The following is a 24862-nucleotide window of genomic DNA, read 5'->3' as shown; positions in this document are numbered from 1 at the left end:
TGAAGGCTCGCACTGTAGGCATGCGGAATCTCATTGGGAACGAATTAAAAATTGCTTGCTTATAAGCAAAACATCCATTGATCAGATTCCGGCTGATTTAAATGTCTCACTCAGTCGCTTGAACGCTGCGATTCCGAGTATTTACAACTTGACTGCCGTGAAGGCCAGTGACAACCCCAGCCCCATCAGCGCCCCGCCGATCACCCGGTCCACGGCTTTTTGCTGGCCGAGCAGAATCCGGCGCAGCCCATCCGATGAGAAGAACACGGCGACCAGGCTGAACCAGGCCCAATGCGCGAACGACATGAAAAATCCATAAGCGAGATTCAAGCCCAAGGAGCTTTCCGGACGCACCACCTGCGTGTAGGTGCTGACGACAAACAACATCGTCTTGGGATTCAGCGCATTGGTCAGGAACCCTGAGCGCAGAGCTGCCCACGGGCTCCAGGCATCGGCGGCCTGCTCCAACGAGAGCGACATGGGCGTCTTGTTCGTGTAAGACTTGAAACCGACATAGATCAGATAGGCAGCGCCCGCATACTTCATGAACGCGAAGGCCAGCGGCGTATGGGCGATGACGATGGCGATGCCGAACACGGTATAAAAAACGTGCACTTGCACGCCCAAGGCAATTCCCAGCGAAGCCAGCAAACCCGCCTTGCGCCCATGAGCAAAGCTGTTGCGCGTGACCATGGCGAAGTCGGGCCCGGGGCTGACCACGGCGAGAACGGTGATGAGGGCGACGGACAGCAGCTCAGTCATGGTCTTGCGGGGGTTTCCCGGTAAAAGTGACGACCAGCACATCGCGGCAGGCCGGGAGGCTCGCGTCCAGCGGCGCGATGGGGGTCACGCCATGCAGCACGCGCTCGTCATTGACGATGGCCGTGTCCATGGGTGCGGACAGTGTGTGATCAACCAGCGGACGACCTGCCTGATCGTGGATACGGGTCTCGCCACCACGGACGTTCAGCCGCTGGACCAGCATCATGAAAACGAAGTTCACCCCATCCCGATGGACACCCTCGGGCGTGGGCTTGGCGATGCTCCCACTGGCGTCGATGCGGAACTGGTGAACCTCGATGTGCCAGGCCAGAGACGGCGCAAGACGGCCGAACAGATCAGCACAGAACGACAGCACGGCATTCAGCACCGGGCCCTGTGCGACCTCGGTTTCGAGCGGCGCGAAGTGCCGCGCGATGCCCCCGTTCAGGCGGTTGTAGGCCAGGCTCTGGTAGTGCGGCTGGTGAGGCTCCTGCCGGATTGAACGGCCGGAAGGTGGCGCGCTGAAGGTGCCATGACGTCGATAACGATAAGTGCCGCCATCGGCCATGTAACGGTCGCGCTCCAAACGGTCCCAGCTGGCCTGGAACAAGCGCCAGTCTTGCGGCGAATAAGCGTTGACGCCACGCAGCAGCGGTTCGGCCGCATCGGCGGGCAAGAGGACGTAACCCTGCTCCGCCAGGACTTCAGCGGAATTCAATAGGGGTTCCATCGGTGAATGATCGTGATTCATGCATCTGCCTTGTCGTGAATTCTTCCCGCTTTCGTCGCTCGGGAAAATCGATTTATAGTCACCGCATCCTGTGAATTTTTCTCACCGATCACGGCATTCATGCAACTCCCCTCCTTGAGCGCCTTGCGCGTTTTCGACGCTGCGGCCAAGGCCGGCAGCTTCGTCAAGGCTGCTGAGCAGCTGCATGTCACGCATGGCGCAGTCAGTCGGCAAATCCGCCAGCTCGAGGAGAACCTGGGCCTGCCCTTGTTCGAACGCCGCAATCGTGCTGTTTTTCTCACGGATGCGGGGCGCGCGCTCCAGGGAACCACGGCCTCGGTCTTTGAGCAGCTGGACAGCGTGGTGCAACGGCTGCGGCAACGGGCGCATGACGATGTGCTGGTGCTGTCATGCGAACCCACCATCGCGATGAAGTGGCTGATTCCCCGCTTGCCGGCTTTCCAGCAGGCGCATCCCGACATCCGGCTCCATCTGTCGGCCGCAGGCGGGCCGATCGATGTGCACAAGTCCGGCGTGGATCTGGCCCTGCGCCGGGATGATTTCAAATGGGAAGGTGATGTGCATGCCCTCACGCTGTGCGAGGAGTGGATTGGCCCCGTCTGTTCCAAGGCGCAAGCCCGTTCCTGGCAGACGCTGCCTTGCCTGCACACCCAAAGCCGCGCCTCCGCCTGGAAGACCTGGCTGCGCAGTTCCGGCTCGGCTCCGTGGGAAAGCGGCCGGATTCAGTACGAACATTTCTACCTCTGCATCCAGGCCGCCCTGGCCGGACAGGGTGTGGCGATGGCCTCATTCTTCATGGTCCAGGATGAGCTGAGTGGCAAGAACCTGGTCGCGCCGCAGGGCTTCGTGCAGGATGGCTCGCACTACTGCCTGCTGTCCTCGCGCCCTCTGGCGGAAGACCCCAAACGCCAACGCTTCGCGTCCTGGGTGCAGCGGGAAATGCAGCAATGCGCGGCGCAGGCGACCCAGGCCGCAACGACCACGAAGCCCCGCGCCCGCGCCTGAACCGCCTGCGGCGCTCCTGGCGTCGGCGCCGCTGGGTGTCATCCCCGCACGAACAGCGTGTACAGCGGCTGGTCGCCCACCTGGCGGCTCCAGTGCCCGTGCACCTTGTCGTCAAAGGTCGCGCCTGCGGGCAGCAGGTCGGCCGAATAGAAATGCTCACCCGGCTTGAAGATGCGCGAGCTGCCGTCCTGCAGGCCGATCTCCATCTGCCCGCCGAGGATGAAGCACCATTGCGGCGCGCCCGTGCAATGGAAGCTGCTGCGAAAGCCCACGGGGCTCATGCGCAGCTGGTAACCGCCACTGGCGTAAACCTCGGACAACATGGACTGCGGCGTGCCCTGCGTGAGCGGCACGCTTTCTTCGCGGAAACGCGCGCGGCCATCGGTGTCGGTGTAGAGAATGGTTTTGGTGAAGGTGGACATGCGCTGCTTGGGCCTGTGGCCGAACGGGAAAGAAACGAAAAGGAATGGTGGGGATTATCGCCAGCGCTCGAACAGGCCGTGGCAGGACGTGAAGCAGCCCCGCCTGGGGATGCGTATTGGCGCCATCGGAGCGTCCACGCCACGCGCGCCGAAGCAATCAGGCCAGTGACTCCAGATCCAGCGCGAACTGGCCAACGGGTGCACGGGCCATGGCCTGCAGGTGGTACAAAAAGGTCGGGCGCGGTTCGGGCTCCAGCTCCCGCTGGATGGCACCGAGCTGCTGGAACGAGTCCAGCCGGGCGGACAGCATGCGGGGCGTCACGGGGTCCAGCGCCTTGCCGATCTGCTGGAAACGCTCGTTCCCATAGTGCAGGGCCAGCAGCAGCGGCATGTTCCAGGCCTGGGCCGAAAGGCGCCCCAGGCCCAGGCGTTGCTCCGTCAGCTGCAGCGCCTGAGCGGCCTCGCGCACGCGCTGCCCTTCTTCGGTCAGCACGTACTCCGGCAGGGCCGGGTGGCGGCGCTCCTGGGGCGAGAGTCGGACCAGCAGGCCGTTGGCTTCCAGACGCCAGAGGTTGTCGCTGAGGCGCGCGGGCGTGATGCCCAGCGCTTTCTGCAAGGGCGAGAAACGCCCGCGCGCCGGCGCCATCGCCAGCAGCAAGGGCACAGTCCACTGGCCGGACAACGCCTGCGCCAGTTGCAGAACGGTCTTCTGCTCGGTCAAGGCGCGGTCAAGACTGCGTCAGGTCTTCCGACAGCATCAGGCTGTGGCCGTCGGGGTCGGTGAAAGTGGCGAGCTTCACCATGTCCGGCACGGTCTCGATCTCGCCTTGGAAATTCACGCCCCGGCCTTCCAGGGCCTGGCGCGCCGCCACGATGTCCGGCACCTCGAAGACCGTGGACGAAGTCGAGGGCACAACCTCCTGCGCCTCGGAAAAACCGATCAACACGCCGGGGGTGTTGGTGTCGACCATGGCCATGCTGGACTCCGGGTCGTGGAAAGTGACGGAGAAACCGAGTTTCTGGGTGTAGAAGTCCAGGCTGCGCTGCAGATCCTTGACGCTGTACCAGACGGTGATGCCGGGCTTGAACATGGTGGTGCCTCCAAGTTTATGTAGCGGCAATATAGCAGGTATATTTTCGATATCAAAATGCCGCTCACCCGGCCGCCGGCGCTTCCCACCTCGCGCCGGCCTCACGCTCACTTCACCCGGACGACCACCTTGCCCTTGGCACGGCCCGCTTCGACATGGGCCAGGGCCTCATTCGTCGATGCGAACGGAAAAACGCGGTCTAGCTCCGGGTGGATGGCCCCGGCCTCGATCAGCTGGGTGAGTTCACCGAGTTGCTGCCCGTTCGCCCTCATGAAGAGGAAGGCGTAATTCACCCCCAGGTGTCGCGCCCGGCGCCGCACACCGGCGCTCAGCAGCCGCACGGCCAAGCGCAAGGGCCAGGACGCGGCAATGGCCTGGCCGAACGCGGGATCGGGCGGTCCGGACAGGGAGACCAGCGTGCCGCCGCGTTTCAACACGCGCAGCGATGACTCGAGCGCCATGGTGTCCTGACTGTGCAGCACCACGTCATAGCCGTGCAGCACCTCCTCGATGTCCTGGGTCTTGTAGTCGATGACGACGTCCGCGCCCAGCCGCCGCACCAAGGCCGCGTTGGCCGCGCTCGCCGTGGTGGCGACGGTGGTACCCAGATGGCGGGCCAGTTGGATGGCGAAGGTTCCCACTCCGCCAGAACCGGCCTGAATGAACACCCGCTGCCCCCGCTGCAAGCGAGCCCTTTCGACCAGCGCCTGCCAGGCAGTCAACCCGGCCAGGGGCACCGCCGCAGCCGATTCCATGGAGAGGCCGCGCGGCTTGAGCGCCAGCGACGCTTCCTTGATCGGGATGAACTCAGCCAGGCTGCCGATGCGGAAATCATCGGCCCGTGCATAGACCTCATCACCCGGCTTGAACCGCCGAACCTCTGGCCCTGTCTTGACCACGACACCGGCAACGTCATGCCCCAACACCAGCGGCAGGCGATAGGGCAGGATGAGCTTGAACGCCCCACTCCTGATCTTCACGTCCAAGGGGTTCAGGCCAGCCGCGTGGACTTCGACCAGCACCTCGTCGTCGTGCAAGTCGGGTTCGGGCAGTTCCGTCGCGCGCAGCAAACGCCCCGGTCCATAGGCGTCGAGCACAAATGCTTTCATGTCCGCTTCACTCCGCTGTTTCAAACAAGCGCCATGCGCTCATGGCTGGTGATACCAGAGCCACCATTCCGTGGGTGCGGCGCAAAGCCCGATGTCCCCCGAATTTGAGTAGCAGTCGAGCTTACGACGCCCGATGTCCGACCTGAATTTACTGAAATAAAAAAAGCCGAGCAGTATTTGAGACTGCTCGGCTTTTCTGAAACTAGAAGAATTACTGTGCGTAAGCCTTCACCGTGCCTTTGACAAGGTTGGCAATCGAATCATTGACGGCGTTGGAAGCGATGCGAGTTTTAGGATCAAAACCAAGTCCATTGCTGTCGAGGTATTTCACTTCAAAACTTTCTGCATCATAAGTTACCGATAGAACAAGATCAAAGCTCTTGCCGAAGCGCTTCCATGAGTTTTGCAGATGAAGTTGCCCTGACTCATCGCGTTTCACAGTCCAGGGTACATCGGCGGCTGCTTTCAGAATGGCGCCCCTCACTGCCTCGACACTTTGAGGCTTTCCTTTGGATGACTTCAGAAGAATGACACCAGACTCCTGCAATGGTGTCGAGAGCATGGCGTCAATGAGCCCCCCAACTCGGCGGAATGGAAGCACGGGGTTGCCGGCGGAGGTAAGGTTCTTTTGCAACATCTCTTCAGCAGTCATTCCGCCGAGTTCCTGGCATGACAGATTGGTTGGTTGATGCCACCTGATCGCCTGCCCGGTAACGAATGCATGTGGAGCTCCAATTGTGTCTTTGTAGAGAACGCTGTCGTAGGATATGAGAGCGTCGGCATTGAGCTCAGTCGCTTGTTGAATCAGCTTTGGAACGTAAACCGTATTGGTGGCTACACCAATGCCTCTGAAGATGGGTTTCAGCGCTTGAATGACTTGATAGCGTTGTGCGGGTGGTTTGGCACGGTCAAAAATGCAAAGCCGGCGATCGCGTTCAGAAAGTTCATCCAAGAGCTTGACGCTGCTGCTTTGATCTGGCTTTTCTTCTGATGCCGAGTTTTGTGATGCCGGTGAATCTTTGGGGTTCGAACCGCACGCTGAAAGCACCAGCATGGCTGCAAGAGTGATGCAAAAAATGAACGGGCGCTCGGCAGATGCGACCGGGATGATTTTCATTCTTCCTCCTTTATGAGCCTAGGTCTTCGACCGGGCTATTTGGTTTAAGTTGAGACAGCAATAGCAAGCCGGAATACCTGCTTGTATTAGTCTGGACGAGCTTTGGTTGCCAAATGTTTCAAAAAGCATCCGTAGACCGTGCAATGGGATGGTTCTGCGGATAGATGCTTTTGGTCTTTATCCATAAAGGTGTGCGCTCGGAAACTTCGAAAGCAATTTGCAGGCAATGACGTATCCCTGCATGTCGAGTTCTTCTTGTTACACCACGAGACCATCTGTAGCGACTTGAATCTCCAAGACGCCCCAGTGCTTTTCCGCGACGGCAATCCGAGCCCCGCTGCTTTGCCCTTCACTACAAGCAGCGACCCACCGGTCATTGCGGGTGCCTTCAACATCCTCTTCAGTGGCGTGTCGATCAAATGCGATAGGTCATGGCGGTAGAAACTTTGCGGGCCGATAAAACTCTCGGCAGCCGCGTGGAGCCGAGCCAAGCCATGCAGCCCCTGGACGTTCAGATGGTCGAGCAGCGCGGCTTCGTACTCGAGATTTGGCAGGCCCCGCGGACGATCCGAAGCAAGCCTGGCGATGACCCCCGCTCCCCATTGGCAAAACGCAAGCCATAGACTTGGTTGAAGCTACGCCGTAGGAACTCCGCGTGCACCACGGCACCCCGGTGCGCGTTCAAAAATCGCGGCAATTGCATGGGCAGTGGGTGTTGTTTGCGCGATCTCCAATGCCATGACTGCCCCCTGATTTTCAAAGGGGCGGGATTATTCCCGAGCAGAAAATACCGAAGTCAATCCCGCTTGCGTGCAAGCACCGCATAAAGATATGCGATGCATCGGCCTGCAAGTGTGCAGTCACTCGAACAAACTAGGCCTTGGCCCTGGGCTTCATGCGAAAACTGATGCCCATGCGATTGATGGCATTCATGGTCGCGATGGTGATGGTGAGGTCCACCAGATCCTTTTCGCCGAACACCTTGAGCGCGGCGGCATAGGCTTCGTCCGACGCGTGCGTTTCGTTGACCCGCGTGACTTCTTCGGCCCACGCGAGCGCTGCGCGCTCCTTTTCCGAGAACAGGTACTCCGCCTCATGCCACACGGGCACCAGCAGCACCTTGTCGACGGACATGCCCTCGGCCACGAGGTCCCGGGCGTGGATGTCGATGCAGTGGGCGCACCCGTTGATCTGAGAGACGCGCAGAAACACTAGGTGCGTCAGCAAGCTTGGCAAGGCGGTTCCCGTCGTGGTGAAGTTGTGCAAGACGGTCACGGCCTTGGCACCTTCCGGGGATGTTTGAAACCAGACAGCGCGATTCATGAGTCACGTTTCCTTTCATGGGAGGTATGAAGAGGGACAGAGATGTCCGACCCTCACCAGAAAGACGTCTGACTGCATCATCTTGTGACAGAAACCCAGATAAGCGCTTCTGGTTTGGCGGGACCAACCCGATGCTGGTGTTGCAGCGGGTAAGAGGCCGATGGCGCGGACGCGGGCTACCTGAAAGCCTGGGCGACGCACCAGCCGCCGAAGGTCAGCATGGGCAGAAAGGTCAGGATCATGCCGAGGGCCCTGGGCAGGCCCCAACCCCTCAAAATGAGAACGGCCGCGTGCATCAGTCGCCCCACCAGCAGGCTGACGCCACCGGCCCACAACAACCATTGCGGGGCCTGCGCATGCTCTGCCGCGGCCATCGCCAGAAGCACGATGGGCACGTTCTCCGTGTAATTGGCATGGGCGCGCATCCTGCGCAGCAGCGTCTGATCGCCCCCATCCAGGAACTGGATGTTGGTCTGCACCCGTCGGTAACCGACCATGACGGTGAGCGGCACCTGGATGAGTGCAAACACACCGATGAAAAGGATCGTTGTGTGGATCGTCATAGAACCTCCAAACCGAAGTTGCGTGCGCGCCTTCGTGACAAACAACGCTCTGACCGATGGCCGGACGGTGCCGCGTCAGGTCGCCTGACGCAATTGGAGCCGTTTCGTGCGGTCGATGTCAAACTTCCGGGGCAGTTGGTGCGTCGCGCTCTGGCGGGCGATTGCGGTTTGAGGCTGAGTGCAGCGGTCGAGCAGGGCTGCACGGATGATGGGCCAGTTCCAGGTGCGTCAGCTGCCCATCATGGACAGCAACAAACGGCTGGTAGGGATTGTCTCTCTGGGTGACTTCGCCCTTGATGGTCAGGAAACTCGCGCAGTGTCCTGCGCATTGACCAACATTTTCACGTCTGTCGCCGGCGAGCAATAGGGCCGTGAGAATGTGCACCATCCAACTTCAGGCAGCTATGTGATGCCCTTGCCAGTCGTCTGAATCGACCCGCTGGCCAAGTGACTTCTGTAATCGGCGATGGGAATGGCCGCTGACCCGCGCGAGTCCCCCTCCGTCCAGCTGATCGTCACGTCCAGCGCCGCCACATGCACTTCGCAGGGACCCAGTCGAATGGTGATGTTGACCCCATCGCCTTCTCGGTACTGAACGTGTCCTGTAATACGTGCGTTCTGTTTCATGGTGACCCCCTTGTCTGGGCGCGGAGTGCACGCCACGACCGAAAGAACAGGTAGAACCGATCGTCAGTCATGCGAAAAGCGCCTCTCGCCGTGCGCGCCTGTTGCCACGCATTCAGAAGTTTCTGGAAGTGGGCTTTCCGCCTGCACCGGGCACAAGGCGTGCGCGCGCCGCTGCATCCACGCCCGGGGTCGCACGCATGTCGGTGTCCACCAACCCCGCCTCAATATCGCGTTGGGCCTGAAGCATCATGGGGTCTGGCTTCACGGCAGTCGCTCCTGTGGCCGACTCGTCCCGTTCGTGAGGCAACGCCAAACCCGGTACGGACAGCGGCGCCTTCGCGCCACGGGGTTGGGTGGCGATCTGGCGCTTGCTTGGGCGTTTTCCTGACCACTCCGTGTCGCTTTTCTTGGGAGGTGGCGTTCTCTGGTTCATGGCGATGGAGGTCCTGATGGTTGATCTGGGGCACATTCCCAGTCTGTGCAATCGATGGCAATACGTTTGCGAGGGGTTCTCAGCGATGTCTGCAACCGTCGAACTGCCTCATGCTGGCGTCGCCGGGCGACATGTTTCGGGCTGGACAAGGCAATCTTCACGTCGAAGCAGCTCATGGTCTGTGCGGCAACCCACGGCCTCAGAGGTGGGCAGGTTTCGAACTGACCTGAGCGACTACGACAATCGATGATGCGGGCTCACATCGTGAATGGCCGCTGGTCCTGTTGGTCGGTCAGGCTCGTTCGCTCGGCTCGCGGGGATTTGGAGATGTTGGACCCATCGCCTTCTCGAGGTTGAACTCCTCCCTTGATGCGCGCGTTCATTGCCATGTCGACTCCGATGTCTGGCTTAAGGGTCAATGCCGGGTGTGTGAGGCCGTACAGACTTAGAGCTACTCCGAGCGCAATGATCTCGACCCAATCCGCGGATCGTTCTGGCCGAAATCCAGCAATCTGCAGGTTCTGCGTCCCAGAGGAGATCTCATGAATCCATGCAATACCCCGCGGTCCGCGCTGGTACCCGTCGACCCGGATCTCTCCAAGCAGGCCAAGCCCGGGTACGGCATTCCTTCCCAGGATCCAGACCCGGCGGCGCAGGTGCCACAAAAACCCGGGGAAGCCAGGCGCGAAGCCAATTCAGTGCTGGCTGGCGGCGGCGTGATCGTTGGTACTTTCACAGGGGTGGTCATTGGAACTGTGGTTGCAGGACCAGTGGGAGGAGTGGTGGGAGCCACGGTGGGCGCCGTTGCCGGGGCGTTGGGTGGTGCTGCGGCAGGGCCTATGGTCCAGCTTGAAACGCTCAGTGCTACCGATGCAGAGGTCGCGTCTGAGCAGGTTGGCCGAACCGGAAGCGGTCATTGAGGGAGCAGATGCAACTATCCAACCAAGGACGTTTCTGAGCGCCCGCCTCCCGCGTTCTCGACGAGCGTAGAGCGTAGAGCGTAGAGCGTAGAGCGTAGAGCGTAGAGCGTAGAGCGTAGAGCGGCATATAGTAGCCAGTCAGCACATGATTACGACCGGTTGAATCCGCCCTGCATTCACGTCATTCATTGGCCAACGCCCGATCTGTCCCTCTCAGTCCGCAGTGCCCCCGCAATCTCAGACCGTTCGCCACATGGATGGGCAGACCCCACGGGCAACCCGCTTCTTCCATGCCTGCTGTATATTGAATTGCGCAACACGCCATTCAAGAGGACCGCATGTCGATCAAATCCATACTGAAATCCACCGTGGTGACCCTGGCAATCGTCACAGGTGGCTCGCTTTTCGCGCAGGGCACGCCCATTGATGCGGCGGCGTTTGACGCGCTGATTGCGCGGGGTCCGGTCGCCAGCGCCACGACCATTGCATCGAACAACTGGGCGCGCAAGATCAAGCAGGCGGGCACGCTGCGCCTGGGTGGCTTGCAAACCTCGAATCTTTTCGCGCTGCTCAACGAGAAAGACGGCAAGACCCGCGGCTTCGACGCAGGTCTTGCCCAACTGATCACGCGCTACATCCTGGGCGATGGGGCCAAGGTCCAGTTCAGTCAGGTGACCTCGTCCACGCGCGAGCAGGTACTCCTCAACGATCAGGTGGACATGGTGCTCGCCACCTACTCCATCACCCCCGCCCGCGCCGAGAAGATTTCGTTCGCGGGGCCTTACTACAGCTCGCAGGCCGGCGTGCTGGTCAAGGCCAACAACAAGACGATCCAGTCCTACAACGATCTGGCCGGCAAGAAGGTCGCCACGCAAGCAGGCTCCACGGGGCCCGCGATCCTGGCGCAGTACGCGCCCAAGGGGGTCGTGCAAGAGTTCCAGACGCACCAGGAAGCGCTCGACGCACTGCGCCAGGGGCGAGTGGATGCCTACGTGACGGACTACACACTGCTGCTCAACGCCCTGAGCCTCGGAACCGGCGATGCCAAGCTGGCCGGCGCGCCCTTTGGGGCGCAGGACTTCTATGGCATCGGACTGCCCAAGGGCTCGGACGGCGTGGCTTTCATCAATGCCTTCCTGAAGAAGCTGCAAGCCGATGGCACCTGGGCCAAGCTCTGGACGATTTCCATCGGACAGCGCACCGGCAGCACGACGGTCCCAACGCCGCCCGCCATTCCCTGAACGCAATGTGAACATGTGAACAATGGGCGAGGTATCCAGGCTCCTGGCCGACCATGGGCCTGCCTTCGGGCAGGCCCTTTTGCTGACCTGGAAGCTCACGGTCCTGTCCTTCGTGCCAGGCTTCTTGCTGGGCCTGATCGTCACGGTGCTTCGGCTCCTGCCGCTGCCGCCGCTGCGCTTTGTCTTGACCGTCTACGTCGAGATCTTCCGCAACATTCCCAGCGTGGCCCTGCTGATCTTCATCGTGTTCGCGCTGCCCGATCTCGAGGTCGTGATCGACTATGAACCCAGCGTGATCCTGACCTTGGTGCTGGTCTGCTCCGCGTTCACGGCGGACTACCTGCGCGCGGGCATCAACACCATCGCCGGTGGCCAGATCGAGGCCGCGCTCAGCTTGGGGCTGCGACCGATGCAGATCATCCTTGCGCTGGTGTTGCCGCAGGCGCTGCGCGCGGTGGTGCAGCCCATGACCTCCCTGCTCATCGCGCTGATGTTGTCAACCTCGCTGGCGTCGCAGGTGCCGTTGCCAGGCCGGGAACTCACGGCGCTCGCATCCAAGATCGCCACCGACTCCGCGGCCGGCATGGCTGCGTTCGCGCTGGCGGCCGCGATGTATGTGGCGACGGGCTTGCTCATCGCCTGGGCCGGTGCCGCCCTGGAAAAGAAAGCACGGATACTGCGATGAGCCGCCCGCTGGAAGACATGCTGTTTGCCGCGCCCAGCCCCAGGGCCCAGGCCGTCACGCGGGCGGCGAGCGTGATCGCGGCGATGCTGCTGCTCCTGCTGGCTGCGGGTGTCGTGTCCGGGTTCCATGCCGCAGGTCAGCTCGACGCCCGATTCTGGAATTTCTTTGCCTGGCCAACGACCTGGGCCTTCCTGAGCAAGGGCCTGCTGGGCACGCTCGCATCGGCGGCGATGGCCGCCGTCATCGCGCTGACGCTCGGGTTGCTCTTGTTGCTGGGGCGCATGGCTCAACCGCGACTGCTGCGTTGGCCGAGCATCGCGGTCATCGAGTTGCTGCGAGGCACGCCCACGCTGCTGCTCATCTATGTGTGTTTTCTGGTACTTCCGCAGGTCGGCATCAAGCTGAGCACCTACTGGATGTTGACACTGCCCGTCGGTCTCAGCACCGCCGCCGTGGTGGCCGAGGTCTACCGCGCCGGCGTGCTTGCCGTTCCACGGGGCCAGACCGATGCCGCGCGCAGCCTGGGCTTGACCGAAACCCAGGTGTTCTTCCACGTCGTCTTTCCCCAGGCCCTGCGCTACATTGTTCCGGCACTGGTCGCGCAGTTGGTCATCGTGGTCAAGGACACCACTTTCGGTTACGTCGTCACCTATGGTGAACTCATGCAGAACGCCAAGGTGCTCATCGCCAACTACCACTCGCTGGTGCCCGTCTACCTCGTGGTGGCCGTGCTCTACTGTCTTGTGAATTACACGATATCCAGGGTGAGCAAGCGGCTCGGCCAGCCGATGCACTGACTGTGGCCAAGAAGCTCACGCCTCAGTGACTCGGCACGTAGGCCAAGGAAACACGCGTGGGCCCGATCAGCCTGGTCTCTGCGGTGTCCGCAGGGCCTACGCTGTGCGCAGCGCCTGAGCGGCGCTCACGACTTCGCCCGAGTCAGCCTTGTCATCAGTACAGCGCCGAGAACTTCTCGATCAACGGTGTTGGCCCGGCCACGATCAGGTGATCCCCTGGTTTGATTTCTGTTTCGGGCTTGGCATAGATGAAATCCTGGTGCCGGCGCTTGATGCCCACCACCGTGATCCCATGCTTCTTGCGCACGTTCGACATCGCCAACGTCTTGCTGTGTGTCTCCATCGGTGCGCGCGTCTTGGCGATGGCAAAGCCGTCATCAAACTCGATGAAGTCCATCATCTTGCCCGTCACCAGGTGCGCCACCCGCTCGCCCATGTCGGCCTCGGGATAGATCACATGGTGCGCGCCCACGCGCTCGGTGATGCGCCCGTGCTGAGGGCTGTTGGCCTTGGCCCAGATGTCCTTCATGCCCAATTGCGCCAGGTTCAGCACCGTCAGCACGCTCGCCTCCAGGTTGGCGCCGATGCTCACCACCGCGTGCGAAAAATCGGTCACGGACAGTTGCTTGAGCGCGCCCAGGTCCGTTGCATCGGCTCTCACCACATGGGGCAGCTCGGCGGCAAGCGACTGCACTGTGTCCTCGTCGGTGTCCATGGCCAACACCTCGTGCCCTGAAGCCACCAATGAGCGCGCCACGCTGGCGCCAAAACGCCCCAGACCAATGACGACCACGCTGTCGCGTCGCGTCGAGTTTGATTTAGCCAACAATCGGTTTCTCCTCGGGGTAACGGTAAGCCCTGGGCACTTGGTTGATCGCCAGCGCCAGCGCCAGCGTGACCACGCCCACCCGGCCAGCGTACATCAGCGCAATGAGCACGCCTTGCGCGCCAGGCGGCAGCTCGGTGGTGATGCCGGTGGACAAGCCCACCGTCGCGAACGCCGACACCACTTCGAACATCAGCTTGTCCAGCGGCAGGTGATCAGCCAGCGGAACAATGAGCATCAGCCCCAGCGAAACCGCCGCGCCGCTGAGCACCAGGATGGACAGCGCCTGGCGCTGCACCTGCGTGCCGATGCGGCGTCCGCGCAGTTCCACATCGGCCCGGCCACGGATCTCGCTCCACACGATCAGCAGCAGCAGAAACACCGTGGTCACCTTCACGCCGCCTGCCGTGCCCGCGCTGCCCCCACCAATGAACATCAGCACGTAGTGCATCACGAGCGATTCGAGTTCCAGCGCGCCGATGTCCACCGCATTGAAACCCGCCGTGCGCGCCGACACGGAGGTGAACAGAGCCGCAAGCCACTGGCCCCCAAGCCCCAGCGTGCCCAGTGTTTTGGGGTTGTTGTGCTCCACCAGCCACAGCATCAGCGTGCCCAGCAGCACCAGCGCCGCCGAACCCCACACCGTCAGCGTGGTGTGGATCGACCAGCGCGCATGCCGCTTGCGCCGGTTCGCCCACAGTTCAGTGATGACGGGGAACCCTAGCCCCCCCACCACAATAGCCAGCATCAGCGGCGTCAGCACCCAGCCGTCGGTCGCATGGCGCATCACGCTGTCGGGCCAGGTCGAAAAGCCCGCGTTGTTGTAGGCCGAGACCGCGTGGAACGCGCCCTGCCACAGCGCCTCGCCCCAGCCCAGGTCCATCGTCGTGGCGAAGCGCACCGCCAGCCACAGCGCCACCACGCCCTCCACCAGCACCGTCACCACCAACACCATGCGCGCCACCGACCGCACATCACCCAGCGACAGCGCGTGCGTTTCCGTCTGCAGCAGCAGCCGCGTGCGCAACTTCATGTAACCACCGATCAACAAGCCCATGAGCGTTGCCGAGGTCATCATCCCGAAGCCTCCCAGCTGGAACAGCGCCATCACCAGCCCCTGGCCCAGCGGGCTCCAATAGGTGCCTGTGTCCACCACGACCAGGCCGGTGACACACACCGCCGACGTGGCCGTGAACAGCGCCGTCAGCCACGGGGCACTCTCACCGCTTGCACTGGCCCAGGGCAACATCAGAAGCGCCGTGCCCAAGCCGATGGCGGCCAGGAAAGCAAGCGCCAGCACGGCGGCCGGGTGGGTGGGCAGGTGGTTCCTCATGGGTGACGCGGGCACTCGGGGGCATCGAGTCTAGCAACACCCTTGCGTGCGACCTTGCAGACCCTCACCGCCCGCCTCAACAAACACCCCGCCAATTCCCGGCCGCCCCACGCACCCATCCTCTGCGCGCTATGCTCCTTCCCTTCGTTTTTTGCTTCAACCTCAGGGGATCTCTCTCATGCGCCTCCTCCACACCATGCTGCGCGTCGGTGACCTGCAGCGCTCCATCGACTTCTATACCCAAGTGCTCGGCATGAACCTGCTGCGCACCTCGGAAAACCCCGAGTACAAATACTCGCTCGCCTTCATCGGCTATGGCAACGGCAACCCGGACCAGGCCGAGATCGAGCTGACCTACAACTGGGGCGTGGACAAGTACGAGATGGGCGGGGCCTACGGGCACATCGCCATCGGCGTGCCGGACGCCTACGCGGCCTGCGAGAAGATCAAGGCCGCCGGTGGGAACGTGACGCGCGAGGCCGGCCCGGTCAAGGGTGGCACGACGGTGATCGCCTTCGTGACGGACCCGGACGGCTACAAGGTGGAGCTGATCCAGCGCGCCGAACACGCCGAAGGCGCTGGCCTGCGCTGAATACCGGCGCCGGGTAGGATGAGGGCTGGCCAGCGTCTTCCGCAGGCCAGTCCAACGCGAGGTTCCGCCCCTTGAAAGCGACCACCCTGCTCCAGCGCGCCCTGGCTTCGACTGCGTCCGAGCCGGAGGTACTGCACGACTGGCGCGCGCGCATCCTCTCCACCATCCTGGCCTTCGTGGCCGTGTTGGGCGTGCTGACGGCCGCGCCGGGCATCTGGCTGGCCGCGCAGCAGGACCTGTGGGGCATCGCCTGGGTCGATCTGGCCGCGCTGATCTGGGTGCTGGTGCTCTGGAAATCACGCCGCCTGAGCTACGAGGCGCGCACCTGGAACCTGCTGGCCCTGATCTACCTGATCGGCGTCTGGTTTCTGTTCTTCGTCGGTCCCGTCAGCCAGATCTATCTGATCGCTTTTCCCGTCATGGCGGCGCTGCTGCTGGGTCTGCGGCCGGCCTTGTTCGCGCTGGTCGTCAACGCGGTCACGCTGATGACCCTGGGCTACCTGGGCAACACCGACCTGCATGTGGCCGGTTTTGACGACCGCCCCTTCATCGAGTGGGTGGTCATCACCATCAACTTTCTCTTCGTCAACGCCGTCATCACGCTCTCCTGCGCGGTGTTGCTGCAGCAGTTGGAACGCTCACTGGAACGCCAACGGGAGATCGCCCAGTCACTGGCGCAGGGCCAGGACGATCTGCGGCGCCTCAACACCGAGCTGCAGCAGGCGGCCCAGGCCCTGAACCGACTGGCCTATTACGACGAGCTGACCAGCCTGCCCAATCGCCGCCTGCTGATGGACCGGCTCAACCAGGCTCAGAACAGCGCGCGGCGCGGAACCCAGGGGGGCACCCTGCTCTACCTGGACCTGGACCGCTTCAAGAACATCAACGACGCACGTGGCCACGCCGCCGGCGACGCGCTGCTGGTCGCAGTGGCGCAGCGCCTGGTCGGCCTGCTGCGCGAGGAAGACACGGTGGCGCGCCTGGGCGGCGATGAGTTCGTCATCCTCTCGCCGCACAGCCCCACCGACGCGCTGGGCGAGGCGCGCGCCGCCCGCGTGGTGGCGGACAAGGTGCGCGAGGCGTTCGAGCGGCCTTTCATCCTCGATGGTCAGCCCTACGACACCCAGGCCAGCATCGGCGTGGTCGTGCTGGGCGGCACGGCCCAGCACGCCGAGGAATTGCTGCGCAATGCCGACACCGCCATGTACCGCGCCAAGTCGGCGGGCCGCAACCGCGTGGCCTACTTCGAGGCCGAGATGCAGCGGGAGGTGGAGGCCAAGCTCAAGCTCGAAAGCGAGCTGGTCCAGGCGATTGAGCAGAACCAGCTGGACTTGCACCTGCAGTCTCAGGTGGACGCCAGCGGCGAGATCGTGGGCGTGGAACTGCTGCTGCGCTGGACTCACCCCACGCTGGGCGCCATCCCGCCCTCACGCTTCATCCCCATCGCCGAGGAAAGCAACCTCATCCTCAGCCTGGGCGACTGGGTGCTGGAACAGGGTTGCCGCATTCAGCGCCAGCTGCGCGAAGCTGGCCACCCAGTGCCCGTGTCCATCAACGTCAGCCCGCAGCAATTCCACCAGCATGATTTCGTCGAGCACGCGCTGGCCCTGCTGGACCAGGCGCAAGCCGACCCCACGCAGCTGATCTTCGAAGTCACCGAGGGCCTGCTGCTGGACGACCTGGAGCAGACCATCGAGCGCATGGAAGCCCTGGCCGAGCGCGGCATCCGCTTCTCGATCGACGACTTCGGCACCGGTTACTCCAGCCTGGCCTACCTCAAGCGCCTGCCACTGCACGAGCTGAAGATCGACCGCAGCTTCATCACCGACACGCCGGACGACCCGGGCGACACGGCCATCGTGCAGATGATCCTGTCCATGGCCCGCCACCTCGAACTCAAGGTCGTGGCCGAAGGCGTGGAGACGCGTGCCCAGTCGGACTTTCTGTCGTCCCACGGCTGCACGGCACAGCAGGGTTATCTGCACGCGCGGCCCCAATCGCTGGAGCGCTGGCTGGCCAATCGCGGCCGCCTGGAGCGGGCCTGAAACTGAACACCTCTTTCGCATGAACGCCACCCGGCCCCGCCCGCTGCGCGACCCCGGCCCCATGCTCGCGCGCACGCTGCACGAGTGGCAGCACCATCACCCCGAACACGGCCACCACCAAGGAGACTTCTGGCTCTTCGGCTACGGCTCGCTCATCTGGCGGCCCGACTTCGACCACGTCGAGCGCCGCATGGCCCGGGTGCGCGGCTGGCACCGGGCGCTGAAGATGTGGAGCCGCATCAACCGCGGCACGGTCGAGCAGCCCGGCCTGGTCTTCGCCCTGCTCTCGGGCGGCAGTTGCCAGGGCGTGGTCTACCGGATCGCACGCGCGCAGGCCCCCGCCACGCTCGCGCAGCTGTGGCAACGCGAAATGGCCACCGGCGTCTACGACCCGCGGTGGCTGCGTTGCGAGACGCCGCAAGGCCCGGTACAGGCCCTGGCCTTCACCTTGTCACGCCGCAGCCCCAACTACACGGGCACGCTGAGCGAGGGACAGTACCGGCACATCTTCCAGCATGCCCAGGGCATCTACGGCAGCACGCAGGACTATGCGCGGCAGACCCTGGACAGCCTGCGTGCCCACGGCATCCGAGACCGGGCGCTGGAGGCGCTGCTGAAGCACGCGACTTGAGTGCTTGAACTGGCAAACGCCCGTTCAGGTTGGTTGACTCAGTGTCGCGCCCGCAGCAGGGCCTCGGCACGAGCCAGGTCCGCCACCGTGTCGATGTCGGTGATGCAGCCCAGGTCATCCACCTCGATCGCCCGCGGCGGGCCGTGGCGGCGCGCCACCGACGCCGCCCCCGCGTCGCCTGACAAGGCCAGCAGTTCGGGCGTGCAGGCGCTGCCGAACCGTACCGGATGCCCGGCCTCACCCTGGTGGACCGGCCGAACCACTGGCCAGGCAAGAGGCGCTTGGGCCACATGACGCAAGGTCTCGGGCCGGATCAGGGGTAGATCGGCCGGCAGGATGAGCCAGCCTTGCGCGTCCGGGTAGGCCACCAAGGCAGCGCGCACGGCGGCGGCAATGCTGTCGCCCATGCCCGAGTGGTTGCTCTGTTCCAGATGCCAGGGCAGGCCGCTGGTCTGCACGGCACCCAGCGTGCGCTGCAGCACGGTCTGGCCACCCAACGGTGCCTGCAGCTTGTGCGGCGCCAGCGCGGCGCCGCCCGAGGCGAGGAAACGTTCGCCCCGGCCTGAGGCAAGAACCAGGACAACAAAACTCATCGCTCGGCCAGGCTCAGCGCGCGACCGCGCAGGTGGAGGCCACGATGCCGGGCGTGGCAACGACGGCGGTGTCCAAGCTGGCACGCGATGCCGCAGCGGCCTCGCGCCGCGCGCGCAGGTAGGTGGCGTTGCGCACCTGCACGATCTCCGCCAGGATGGACACGGCGATCTCCGCCGGGGTGCGCGCGCCCAGGTCCAGGCCGACCGGGCCATGCAGGCGCGCCAGTTCCTCGGCGCTGAGGTCGAAGTGCTCGGCCAAGCGCTGCTTGCGCACGCCCTGGTTGCGGCGCGAACCCAGCGCGCCCACGTAGAAGGCGGCGGACTTGAGCGCTTCCAGCAGCGCCATGTCATCCAGCTTGGGGTCGTGGGTGAGCGCGACGATGGCGGTGTGGGCGTCGGGCATCAGCTCGCGCACCACATCGTCCGGCATGCCGGCGATGCGCCGCACCACCGCGCCGTCGAAGCTGCCCGCGTATTCCTCGCGCGGGTCGCAGACCAGCACCTCGAAATCCAGCAAGGTGGCCATCTGCGCCACGGCCTGCGAGAGCTGGCCCGCGCCGATCAGCAGCAGGCGCCAGCGCGGGCCGAAGAGCGTGGTGAGTTGCCGCCCATCGAAGACCAATTCCTGACCACGCACGGCCGGGGCCAGGGTGACGGTACCCGTCTCCAGGTCCAGCGTGCGCGCCACCAGTTGGTGGGCTGCCGTGCGGGCCAACACGTCCTCGATCCAGCCCACCGCCTGCAGCGGTTCGTGCACCAGGCGCAGCGTGCCGCCGCAGGGCAGGCCAAAGCGCGCGGCTTCGGCTTGGTCCACGCCGTAGACGATGAGTTCGGGGCGGCTTGCATCCGCCCGCGCACCCGAGGCCAGAGCTGCCTTGGCGCGAGCGATGAGGTCATCCTCGACGCAACCACCCGACACCGAGCCGCTGACCAGGCCGTCGCCGCGCACGGCCAGCAGCGCGCCGGGCGGGCGCGGCGCGCTGCCCCAGGTCTGCACCACGGTCACCAGGGACACGGCATGGCCAGCCTGCTTCCAGGCCAGTGCATCGGCCAGCACGCGCAAGTCCAGACTGTCCATGCTCTGCTCCTCGTCGTTGCGTCAGCGCCTGCTCGAACCTCAGGCCGCGTCCAGCTTGAAGGGCAGCTGGCGTGGTGTCTTGCCCGTCAAACGCGCGATCGCGTTGGCGAAGGCCGGCGCCAGCGGCGGCAGGCCGGGTTCGCCCACGCCGGTCGGCGCATCGGCGCTGGGCACGATGTGCACGCTGATCTGCGGCATGTCGGTCATGCGGGCCACCGTGTAGTCGTGGAAGTTGCTTTGCTCGACCACGCCGTCCTTGAGCGTGATGGCCGCACCGGGCAAGCACATGCCCAGACCCATCAGGGCCGCGCCCTGCACCTGCGCCTCCACGCTCTTGGGGTTGACGGCCAGATTGCAATGCACACCCGCGGTCACGCTGTGCAGCTTGGGCATGCCGTCCTTCACCGAGGCTTCGACCACGTAAGCCACCACCGTGCTGAAGGACTCGTGCACGGCCACGCCCCAGGCGCGGCCAGCGGCGAGTTTTTTCTTGCCGTAGCCGGACTTCTCGACCGCGAGTTGCAGCGCCGCCTGGTGGCGCGGGTGCTTGCCTTCCATCAGCTTGAGGCGGTAGGCCACCGGGTCTTGCTTCGTGGCGCGGGCGATCTCATCGATCAGTGTTTCCATCACGTAGGCCGTGTGGGTGGAGCCCACGCTGCGCCACCAGAGCACGGGCACGTTCTGCTGCGGGTGATGGACCGAGAGCTTCATGGGCAGGTCATAGGGCTCCTTCATGCCCTCGACCATGGTGGCATCCACGCCGTTCTGCACCATGAAGGCCTCGAAAGGCGAGCCCTTGAGGATGGATTGCCCAACGATCACGTGGTTCCAGCCCAGGATCTCGCCCTGGGCGTCAAAACCGATCTCGGCGCGGTGCAGGTGCATGGGCCGGTAATACCCACCCTTGATGTCGTCCTCGCGGCTCCAGAGCGTGCGCACCGGGGCGGCCAGACCGGCAGCACGCGCGGCCTTGGCCACCTGGCAGGCATGGACCACGTACTCGCTGCTCGGCACGGCGCGGCGGCCGAAACCGCCACCGGCCATCTGCACATTCATCTTGAGGTTCTGCGGTGTGACGCCCAGGGCGGCAGCGGCGGCAAGTGCATCCAGCCCCGGCATCTGCGTGCCAGTCCACAGCTCGGCCCGGGCAGTCGCACCCTGGCCCGTGAGCTGAACCGTGCAGTTCAGCGGCTCCATGGGTGCGTGGGCCAGGTAGGGGAACACGAATTCGGCGCTGATCTTGCGGGGTGCGCCGTCCAGCTTGGACAGGTCGGCGTCGTACTTCAGCGCGCCCGGCTTGGTCGCCAGTTCACGGTACGCGGCCAGTTGGCGCGCGCTGTCCACCTTGTCGACGGCACTGGTGTTCCAGTCCAGCTTGAGCGCGTCGCGCCCTTGCTTGGCGGCCCAGTAGCCCTCGGCGACCACGACCACGCCCTCGGCGCCGCGGTCCAGCGGCACCCGCAGCACGGCACGCACACCCGGGACGGCCTTGGCCGCCGCGTCGTCCACCGACTGCAGCTTGGCGCCAAAGACGGGCGGGTAGGCCACCACGGCGGTCAGCATGCCAGGCAGCTTCAGGTCAATGCCGAAGTCCTGCTGGCCGCTGGACTTGGCTCGCGCGTCCAGCCGCCCCGTCGGCAGGCCGATCAGGCGGAACTGCTTCGGGTCCTTCAGCGTGACCTGCTCGGGTACGGGCAGCTGCATCGCGGCCTCGGCCAGTTCACCGTAACCCAGCTTGCGGCCGCCGGGGCCGATCACCTGCCCAGCCTGGGTACGCAGCGCGGAAGGTGCCACCTTCCATTGCTGCGCCGCCGCGGCCAGCAGCATGGCGCGGGTGCGCGCGCCCAGTTCACGGTACTGGGTGTAGCTGTTCTTGAGCGCGTTGGAGCCGCCCGTGAGATGGATGCCGAAAGCCGGATCGACGTAGGCCGGGTTGGCATCACCATGCACGGCCCGTACCTGGGACCAATCGGCGTCCAGCTCCTCGGCCAGCACCATGGCCAGGCCGGTGTGTGTACCCTGGCCGAACTCCAGGCGATTGACCGTCACGGTGACGATACCGTCGCGCGTGATGCGCACGAAGGCCGCAGGCAGTTGCGTGGGCTTGAGGCCGCTGGCCGCAGCGCCGGACGCGCCCTGTGCCGATGCGACCAGGGGGAAGGCGCCCAGCGCGAAGCCCGAGCCGGCCGCCAGCTTGAGGAAGCTGCGGCGCGGCAGGCCGTCGTCGGCGTCGAGGGCATCTCCGGCCTGGCGCTGGACCAGGGCCTGCAGACCCTTGGGCAGGGCACCGATCAGTTGGGCATCGATCAGTCGGGAATGGAAGGGGGTGTGGGTGGTCATGTTGGTTTCTCCCTTCGTTCAGGCCAGCGAGCGGGCCGCGTCGTGGATGGCGGCGCGAATGCGCGCGTAGGTGCCGCAGCGGCACACGTTGCCGGCCATGGCGGCGTCAATGTCTGCGTCGCTCGGCTTCTTGTTGCTGGCCAGCAGCGCGGTCGCGCTCATGATCTGGCCGCTTTGGCAGTAACCGCACTGAGCCACGTCGTGCTTGACCCAGGCGTCCTCCACCGCGCGGCCAACCTTGTCGGTGGCCAGCGCTTCGATGGTGGTGACCCGTTGGCCCTCGGCCGAGGCCACCGGGGTGACGCAGGAACGGATGGCCGCGCCGTTGAGGTGCACGGTGCAGGCGCCGCACAGGGCCATGCCGCAGCCGAACTTGGTCCCGGTCATGCCCAGGGTGTCGCGCAGCGTCCAGAGGATGGGGGTGCCAGGGTCGACATTGACCGAGGCGGGCTTGCCGTTGAGGGTGAATGAGACAGCCATGGAGGCTCCTTGTGCTGTAGGGGTCTGCGGAAAAGTGGACCAGGCGAAACGTCCGAGCGAGGGAGAGGCCGCGGACGCAAGAAACGGCGGCAGTGTGCCGCAGCACGTCGCAAAGAGAAATACCAAGTGTCTACCTAGGTTATCAACTTCCACTTAACAATCGCACCCCATGCAATCCGAAGTTCTGGCCGCGCTGGCGGCCTTTGAGCAAGTGGCCGCCCACCGCAGCCTCACGCAGGCCGCCCATGCCCTGGGCGTGACCCCCGCGGCTTTGTCACAGACCATCAAGAAGCTGGAAACCCGCCTGGGCGTGCGCTTGTTCGAGCGCACCACCCGCAGCGTCAACCTCAGCGAGGCTGGCCACGCCTACCTGGCCCGCGTCGCGCCCGCGCTGGCCAGCTTGAAGGCCGCCACCGAAGACCTGCAGTCCAGCGCCGGCGTCGAGGGCGGAACCCTGCGCCTGACGCTGGGCTACATGACCGGCAACTTTCTGATCGAGCCACTGCTGCCAGAGTTCTTCGCGCGGCACCCTCACATCGGCTTGGAACTGGTGTACGACGATGGCTTCGTGGACATCGTGCGCGACGGCCTGGACTTGGGCATGCGCATCGGTGAATCGCTGGAACGCGACATGGTCGCCGTTCCGCTGACGCGTGAATTCCGCATGCGCTGCGTGGCCTCGCCCGCTTACCTGCGAGCACATGGCACGCCGCAGCACCCGCAAGAACTGGCGGCGCACCGCTGCATCAACTACCGCATGCGCAGCAGCGGCGCGATCTACAAATGGGAGTTCCTGGTCGACGGCGCGATCACCGAGTACGCGGTGCGCGGCCCGCTGATCATCAGCCACTGGCAAACCGGCATGAACGCGGCCATCGCGGGCCTGGGGATCACGATGGGGTGGGACCTGACCCTGGTCGAGCCGCTGCGCACCGGCGCACTGGTCGAAGTGCTGGCCGACTACAGCGCGGGATTTCCTGGCTTCTACGCTTACCACCCCCAGCAGGCGCACCTGCCACTCAAAACCCGCGTGTTCCTGGACTTCCTGCGCGAGCGTCTACCTACAATCTCGCCATGAGCCCGACCCGACCCGCCACGTCCTTGAACGCCACCGAGTTGGCGGCACTGCGCAAAAGCTACGAGCGCGCCGAGCTCAGCGAAGACGCCTCGCAGGCGGACCCTCTGCGCCAGTTCGCACTATGGCTGAACGAGGCGGTGCAGGCTCAATTGCCCGAACCCAATGCGATGACGCTGGCCACCGTGGGCAGTGACCTGCGGCCCTCATCGCGCGTCGTGCTGATCAAAGGCTATGACGAGCGCGGCATCGTCTGGTACAGCAACTACGACAGCCGCAAGGGCCGCGAACTCGCGGGCAACCCTTACGCCGCCCTGCAGTTCCACTGGGTCGAGCTGGAGCGCGTGGTGCGCATCGAAGGCCGCGTGGAACAGGTCAGTGCCGAGGAAAGCGACACCTACTTCCACAGCCGCCCGCTCGATTCACGCATCGGCGCCTGGGCCAGCCCGCAGAGCCAGGTCATCAGCGGACGCGGCGTGCTGGTCACCAATGCGGCCCGTTACGGCGCGCAGTACCTGCTGAACCCGCCTCGCCCGCCGCATTGGGGCGGTTTCCGCCTGGTGCCAGACCGCTGGGAATTCTGGCAAGGCCGACCCAGCCGGCTGCACGACCGGCTGCGCTATCGCTTGGAGCGGGGCGCGACGGGCACAACCTGGGTGCGCGAGCGGCTGGCGCCCTGAGGCTGAATACCGCCACAAACCATGTCGCCCCAGTCCGCCCATTCGGACTGAGCTGGTCGAAGTCTTCTGCCTGTGCTTGATACGCAAGAGCGCGTTTCGACGGGCACAACGCGAACGGACGGGTACGGCGCGGCCCTGACCGGCTGTTGAACTTCGTGCTTGCCGCACCCTTCCCCGGTCAGCTGGTTCAAACGTCAGCGCCGCGCACGCGCCCATGCTCGCCCGGGCATCACTCGCCGTAAGGGTGGCCGCAGCGGCCAGCCCCCTCTTTTTTTCGCCCGTGGCCCACCCTCGCAAAGGCCCTTGACAGGGCGCTTTTCCTCATTAAAAATCCAAACAGTTA

26 protein-coding genes are annotated in these 24862 nt (G+C 64.3%); 10 read left to right on the top strand and 16 right to left on the bottom strand.

Going from position 1 to position 24862, the window contains the following annotated elements; genetic code table 11:
• Positions 1-141: 141 nt before the first annotated feature.
• Together AZ34_RS05425 and AZ34_RS05420 are read right to left on the bottom strand one after the other, a co-directional pair.
• Positions 142-762, bottom strand: a complete 621-nt coding sequence (locus tag AZ34_RS05425; protein WP_035605642.1) for a LysE family translocator — start codon at positions 760-762, stop codon at positions 142-144.
• Positions 755-1492 carry a 2OG-Fe dioxygenase family protein gene (locus AZ34_RS05420; protein WP_035605638.1) on the bottom strand — a complete coding sequence of 246 codons (738 nt, stop codon included), beginning with the start codon at positions 1490-1492 and terminating at the stop codon, positions 755-757. The genes AZ34_RS05425 and AZ34_RS05420 overlap by 8 nt, the downstream gene beginning before the upstream one ends.
• A gap of 120 nt (positions 1493-1612) precedes the next feature.
• Between AZ34_RS05420 and AZ34_RS05415 the strand changes: the two genes are divergently transcribed.
• A complete protein-coding gene (locus tag AZ34_RS05415) occupies positions 1613-2518 on the top strand; it encodes a LysR substrate-binding domain-containing protein (RefSeq protein WP_051509555.1) in 906 nt (301 codons plus the stop codon).
• Positions 2519-2556: 38 nt separating this feature from the next.
• Here AZ34_RS05415 and AZ34_RS05410 read toward each other — a convergent pair whose 3' ends face one another.
• The 7 genes from AZ34_RS05410 to AZ34_RS05370 form a co-directional block, all read right to left on the bottom strand.
• Entirely contained in the window at positions 2557-2940 is a 384-nt protein-coding gene (locus AZ34_RS05410; RefSeq protein WP_035605635.1) for a hypothetical protein, read from the bottom strand.
• Positions 2941-3097: 157 nt separating this feature from the next.
• Entirely contained in the window at positions 3098-3661 is a 564-nt protein-coding gene (locus tag AZ34_RS05405; RefSeq protein WP_035605632.1) for a winged helix-turn-helix transcriptional regulator, read from the bottom strand.
• 7 nt (positions 3662-3668) lie between these two features.
• On the bottom strand, positions 3669-4031 hold the full coding sequence (locus tag AZ34_RS05400) for a VOC family protein (protein WP_035605630.1): 363 nt from the start codon (positions 4029-4031) through the stop codon (positions 3669-3671).
• A 107-nt stretch (positions 4032-4138) separates the two neighbouring features.
• Complete coding sequence (locus AZ34_RS05395) at positions 4139-5140, bottom strand: NADP-dependent oxidoreductase (RefSeq protein ID WP_035605627.1); 1002 nt, start codon at positions 5138-5140, stop codon at positions 4139-4141.
• Positions 5141-5351: 211 nt separating this feature from the next.
• The gene (locus AZ34_RS18230) at positions 5352-6257 is read right to left on the bottom strand and encodes a hypothetical protein (protein ID WP_155831729.1); all 906 of its coding nucleotides are present in this window, start codon (positions 6255-6257) and stop codon (positions 5352-5354) included.
• Between the two features lie 873 nt (positions 6258-7130).
• A complete protein-coding gene (locus tag AZ34_RS05375) occupies positions 7131-7580 on the bottom strand; it encodes a carboxymuconolactone decarboxylase family protein (protein WP_035605616.1) in 450 nt (149 codons plus the stop codon).
• A 176-nt stretch (positions 7581-7756) separates the two neighbouring features.
• Positions 7757-8143, bottom strand: coding sequence for an MAPEG family protein (locus tag AZ34_RS05370; protein WP_035605613.1), 387 nt, complete (start codon positions 8141-8143; stop codon positions 7757-7759).
• 205 nt (positions 8144-8348) lie between these two features.
• Between AZ34_RS05370 and AZ34_RS18880 the strand changes: the two genes are divergently transcribed.
• Entirely contained in the window at positions 8349-8510 is a 162-nt protein-coding gene (locus tag AZ34_RS18880; protein ID WP_155831728.1) for a hypothetical protein, read from the top strand.
• Between the two features lie 35 nt (positions 8511-8545).
• Here AZ34_RS18880 and AZ34_RS17925 read toward each other — a convergent pair whose 3' ends face one another.
• A complete protein-coding gene (locus AZ34_RS17925) occupies positions 8546-8770 on the bottom strand; it encodes a hypothetical protein (RefSeq protein WP_081767098.1) in 225 nt (74 codons plus the stop codon).
• A gap of 1691 nt (positions 8771-10461) precedes the next feature.
• Here AZ34_RS17925 and AZ34_RS05365 point away from each other — a divergent pair.
• The 3 genes from AZ34_RS05365 to AZ34_RS05355 are packed head-to-tail and all read left to right on the top strand — an operon-like array spanning position 10462 to position 12846.
• Complete coding sequence (locus tag AZ34_RS05365) at positions 10462-11364, top strand: glutamate ABC transporter substrate-binding protein (protein ID WP_035605610.1); 903 nt, start codon at positions 10462-10464, stop codon at positions 11362-11364.
• 22 nt (positions 11365-11386) lie between these two features.
• On the top strand, positions 11387-12049 hold the full coding sequence (locus tag AZ34_RS05360; protein WP_035605607.1) for an amino acid ABC transporter permease: 663 nt from the start codon (positions 11387-11389) through the stop codon (positions 12047-12049).
• Positions 12046-12846, top strand: a complete 801-nt coding sequence (locus AZ34_RS05355; RefSeq protein WP_035605604.1) for an amino acid ABC transporter permease — start codon at positions 12046-12048, stop codon at positions 12844-12846. Before AZ34_RS05360 ends, AZ34_RS05355 begins: the two co-directional genes overlap by 4 nt.
• Positions 12847-13000: 154 nt before the next feature.
• Here the strand turns inward: AZ34_RS05355 and AZ34_RS05350 are convergent, their stop codons facing one another.
• Together AZ34_RS05350 and AZ34_RS05345 are read right to left on the bottom strand one after the other, a co-directional pair.
• Positions 13001-13675, bottom strand: a complete 675-nt coding sequence (locus AZ34_RS05350) for a potassium channel family protein (RefSeq protein WP_051509554.1) — start codon at positions 13673-13675, stop codon at positions 13001-13003.
• Complete coding sequence (locus AZ34_RS05345; RefSeq protein WP_035605601.1) at positions 13665-15005, bottom strand: TrkH family potassium uptake protein; 1341 nt, start codon at positions 15003-15005, stop codon at positions 13665-13667. The genes AZ34_RS05350 and AZ34_RS05345 overlap by 11 nt, the downstream gene beginning before the upstream one ends.
• Positions 15006-15183: 178 nt before the next feature.
• Between AZ34_RS05345 and gloA the strand changes: the two genes are divergently transcribed.
• The 3 genes from gloA (at position 15184) to AZ34_RS05330 (ending at position 18273) form a co-directional block, all read left to right on the top strand.
• Positions 15184-15597 carry a lactoylglutathione lyase gene (gloA, locus tag AZ34_RS05340; RefSeq protein WP_035605599.1) on the top strand — a complete coding sequence of 138 codons (414 nt, stop codon included), beginning with the start codon at positions 15184-15186 and terminating at the stop codon, positions 15595-15597.
• Positions 15598-15668: 71 nt separating this feature from the next.
• Positions 15669-17642 (top strand): putative bifunctional diguanylate cyclase/phosphodiesterase, encoded by a 1974-nt coding sequence (locus tag AZ34_RS05335; protein ID WP_051509553.1) that lies wholly within the window; start codon positions 15669-15671, stop codon positions 17640-17642.
• A gap of 19 nt (positions 17643-17661) precedes the next feature.
• Complete coding sequence (locus AZ34_RS05330; RefSeq protein WP_035605596.1) at positions 17662-18273, top strand: gamma-glutamylcyclotransferase; 612 nt, start codon at positions 17662-17664, stop codon at positions 18271-18273.
• A 38-nt stretch (positions 18274-18311) separates the two neighbouring features.
• Here AZ34_RS05330 and AZ34_RS05325 read toward each other — a convergent pair whose 3' ends face one another.
• Genes AZ34_RS05325 through AZ34_RS05310 form a run of 4 tightly spaced genes read right to left on the bottom strand, consistent with a single transcriptional unit; the run spans position 18312 to position 22764 of the window.
• Positions 18312-18866 carry a nucleotidyltransferase family protein gene (locus AZ34_RS05325; protein ID WP_035605593.1) on the bottom strand — a complete coding sequence of 185 codons (555 nt, stop codon included), beginning with the start codon at positions 18864-18866 and terminating at the stop codon, positions 18312-18314.
• Positions 18867-18879: 13 nt separating this feature from the next.
• A complete protein-coding gene (locus tag AZ34_RS05320; protein ID WP_035605590.1) occupies positions 18880-19944 on the bottom strand; it encodes an XdhC family protein in 1065 nt (354 codons plus the stop codon).
• Positions 19945-19983: 39 nt separating this feature from the next.
• Positions 19984-22284, bottom strand: a complete 2301-nt coding sequence (locus tag AZ34_RS05315; RefSeq protein ID WP_051509552.1) for a xanthine dehydrogenase family protein molybdopterin-binding subunit — start codon at positions 22282-22284, stop codon at positions 19984-19986.
• 18 nt (positions 22285-22302) lie between these two features.
• Positions 22303-22764, bottom strand: a complete 462-nt coding sequence (locus AZ34_RS05310) for a (2Fe-2S)-binding protein (protein ID WP_035605587.1) — start codon at positions 22762-22764, stop codon at positions 22303-22305.
• A gap of 169 nt (positions 22765-22933) precedes the next feature.
• Between AZ34_RS05310 and AZ34_RS05305 the strand changes: the two genes are divergently transcribed.
• Positions 22934-23842: a LysR family transcriptional regulator gene (locus AZ34_RS05305; protein WP_035605584.1), complete on the top strand. Its 909-nt coding sequence runs from the start codon at positions 22934-22936 to the stop codon at positions 23840-23842.
• Positions 23839-24519, top strand: a complete 681-nt coding sequence (gene pdxH, locus AZ34_RS05300; protein ID WP_035605582.1) for a pyridoxamine 5'-phosphate oxidase — start codon at positions 23839-23841, stop codon at positions 24517-24519. Before AZ34_RS05305 ends, pdxH begins: the two co-directional genes overlap by 4 nt.
• Positions 24520-24862 lie beyond the last annotated feature (343 nt).

This window comes from Hylemonella gracilis str. Niagara R (genome assembly GCF_000600295.1).
GTDB classification, from domain to species: domain Bacteria; phylum Pseudomonadota; class Gammaproteobacteria; order Burkholderiales; family Burkholderiaceae_C; genus Hylemonella; species Hylemonella gracilis_A.
This window is presented reverse-complemented; position numbering and strand designations above follow the sequence as displayed.

What these genes read in the sequence shown, in the direction of transcription:
- AZ34_RS05425 (WP_035605642.1), bottom strand. Translation starts at nt 762, where the DNA reads ATGACTGAGCTGCTGTCCGTCGCCCTCATCACCGTTCTCGCCGTGGTC.
- AZ34_RS05420 (WP_035605638.1), bottom strand. Translation starts at nt 1,492, where the DNA reads ATGGAACCCCTATTGAATTCCGCTGAAGTCCTGGCGGAGCAGGGTTAC.
- AZ34_RS05415 (WP_051509555.1), top strand. Translation starts at nt 1,613, where the DNA reads ATGCAACTCCCCTCCTTGAGCGCCTTGCGCGTTTTCGACGCTGCGGCC.
- AZ34_RS05410 (WP_035605635.1), bottom strand. Translation starts at nt 2,940, where the DNA reads ATGTCCACCTTCACCAAAACCATTCTCTACACCGACACCGATGGCCGC.
- AZ34_RS05400 (WP_035605630.1), bottom strand. Translation starts at nt 4,031, where the DNA reads ATGTTCAAGCCCGGCATCACCGTCTGGTACAGCGTCAAGGATCTGCAG.
- AZ34_RS05395 (WP_035605627.1), bottom strand. Translation starts at nt 5,140, where the DNA reads ATGAAAGCATTTGTGCTCGACGCCTATGGACCGGGGCGTTTGCTGCGC.
- AZ34_RS18230 (WP_155831729.1), bottom strand. Translation starts at nt 6,257, where the DNA reads ATGAAAATCATCCCGGTCGCATCTGCCGAGCGCCCGTTCATTTTTTGC.
- AZ34_RS05375 (WP_035605616.1), bottom strand. Translation starts at nt 7,580, where the DNA reads ATGAATCGCGCTGTCTGGTTTCAAACATCCCCGGAAGGTGCCAAGGCC.
- AZ34_RS05370 (WP_035605613.1), bottom strand. Translation starts at nt 8,143, where the DNA reads ATGACGATCCACACAACGATCCTTTTCATCGGTGTGTTTGCACTCATC.
- AZ34_RS18880 (WP_155831728.1), top strand. Translation starts at nt 8,349, where the DNA reads ATGATGGGCCAGTTCCAGGTGCGTCAGCTGCCCATCATGGACAGCAAC.
- AZ34_RS17925 (WP_081767098.1), bottom strand. Translation starts at nt 8,770, where the DNA reads ATGAAACAGAACGCACGTATTACAGGACACGTTCAGTACCGAGAAGGC.
- AZ34_RS05365 (WP_035605610.1), top strand. Translation starts at nt 10,462, where the DNA reads ATGTCGATCAAATCCATACTGAAATCCACCGTGGTGACCCTGGCAATC.
- AZ34_RS05360 (WP_035605607.1), top strand. Translation starts at nt 11,387, where the DNA reads ATGGGCGAGGTATCCAGGCTCCTGGCCGACCATGGGCCTGCCTTCGGG.
- AZ34_RS05355 (WP_035605604.1), top strand. Translation starts at nt 12,046, where the DNA reads ATGAGCCGCCCGCTGGAAGACATGCTGTTTGCCGCGCCCAGCCCCAGG.
- AZ34_RS05345 (WP_035605601.1), bottom strand. Translation starts at nt 15,005, where the DNA reads ATGAGGAACCACCTGCCCACCCACCCGGCCGCCGTGCTGGCGCTTGCT.
- gloA (WP_035605599.1), top strand. Translation starts at nt 15,184, where the DNA reads ATGCGCCTCCTCCACACCATGCTGCGCGTCGGTGACCTGCAGCGCTCC.
- AZ34_RS05330 (WP_035605596.1), top strand. Translation starts at nt 17,662, where the DNA reads ATGAACGCCACCCGGCCCCGCCCGCTGCGCGACCCCGGCCCCATGCTC.
- AZ34_RS05325 (WP_035605593.1), bottom strand. Translation starts at nt 18,866, where the DNA reads ATGAGTTTTGTTGTCCTGGTTCTTGCCTCAGGCCGGGGCGAACGTTTC.
- AZ34_RS05320 (WP_035605590.1), bottom strand. Translation starts at nt 19,944, where the DNA reads ATGGACAGTCTGGACTTGCGCGTGCTGGCCGATGCACTGGCCTGGAAG.
- AZ34_RS05315 (WP_051509552.1), bottom strand. Translation starts at nt 22,284, where the DNA reads ATGACCACCCACACCCCCTTCCATTCCCGACTGATCGATGCCCAACTG.
- AZ34_RS05310 (WP_035605587.1), bottom strand. Translation starts at nt 22,764, where the DNA reads ATGGCTGTCTCATTCACCCTCAACGGCAAGCCCGCCTCGGTCAATGTC.
- AZ34_RS05305 (WP_035605584.1), top strand. Translation starts at nt 22,934, where the DNA reads ATGCAATCCGAAGTTCTGGCCGCGCTGGCGGCCTTTGAGCAAGTGGCC.
- pdxH (WP_035605582.1), top strand. Translation starts at nt 23,839, where the DNA reads ATGAGCCCGACCCGACCCGCCACGTCCTTGAACGCCACCGAGTTGGCG.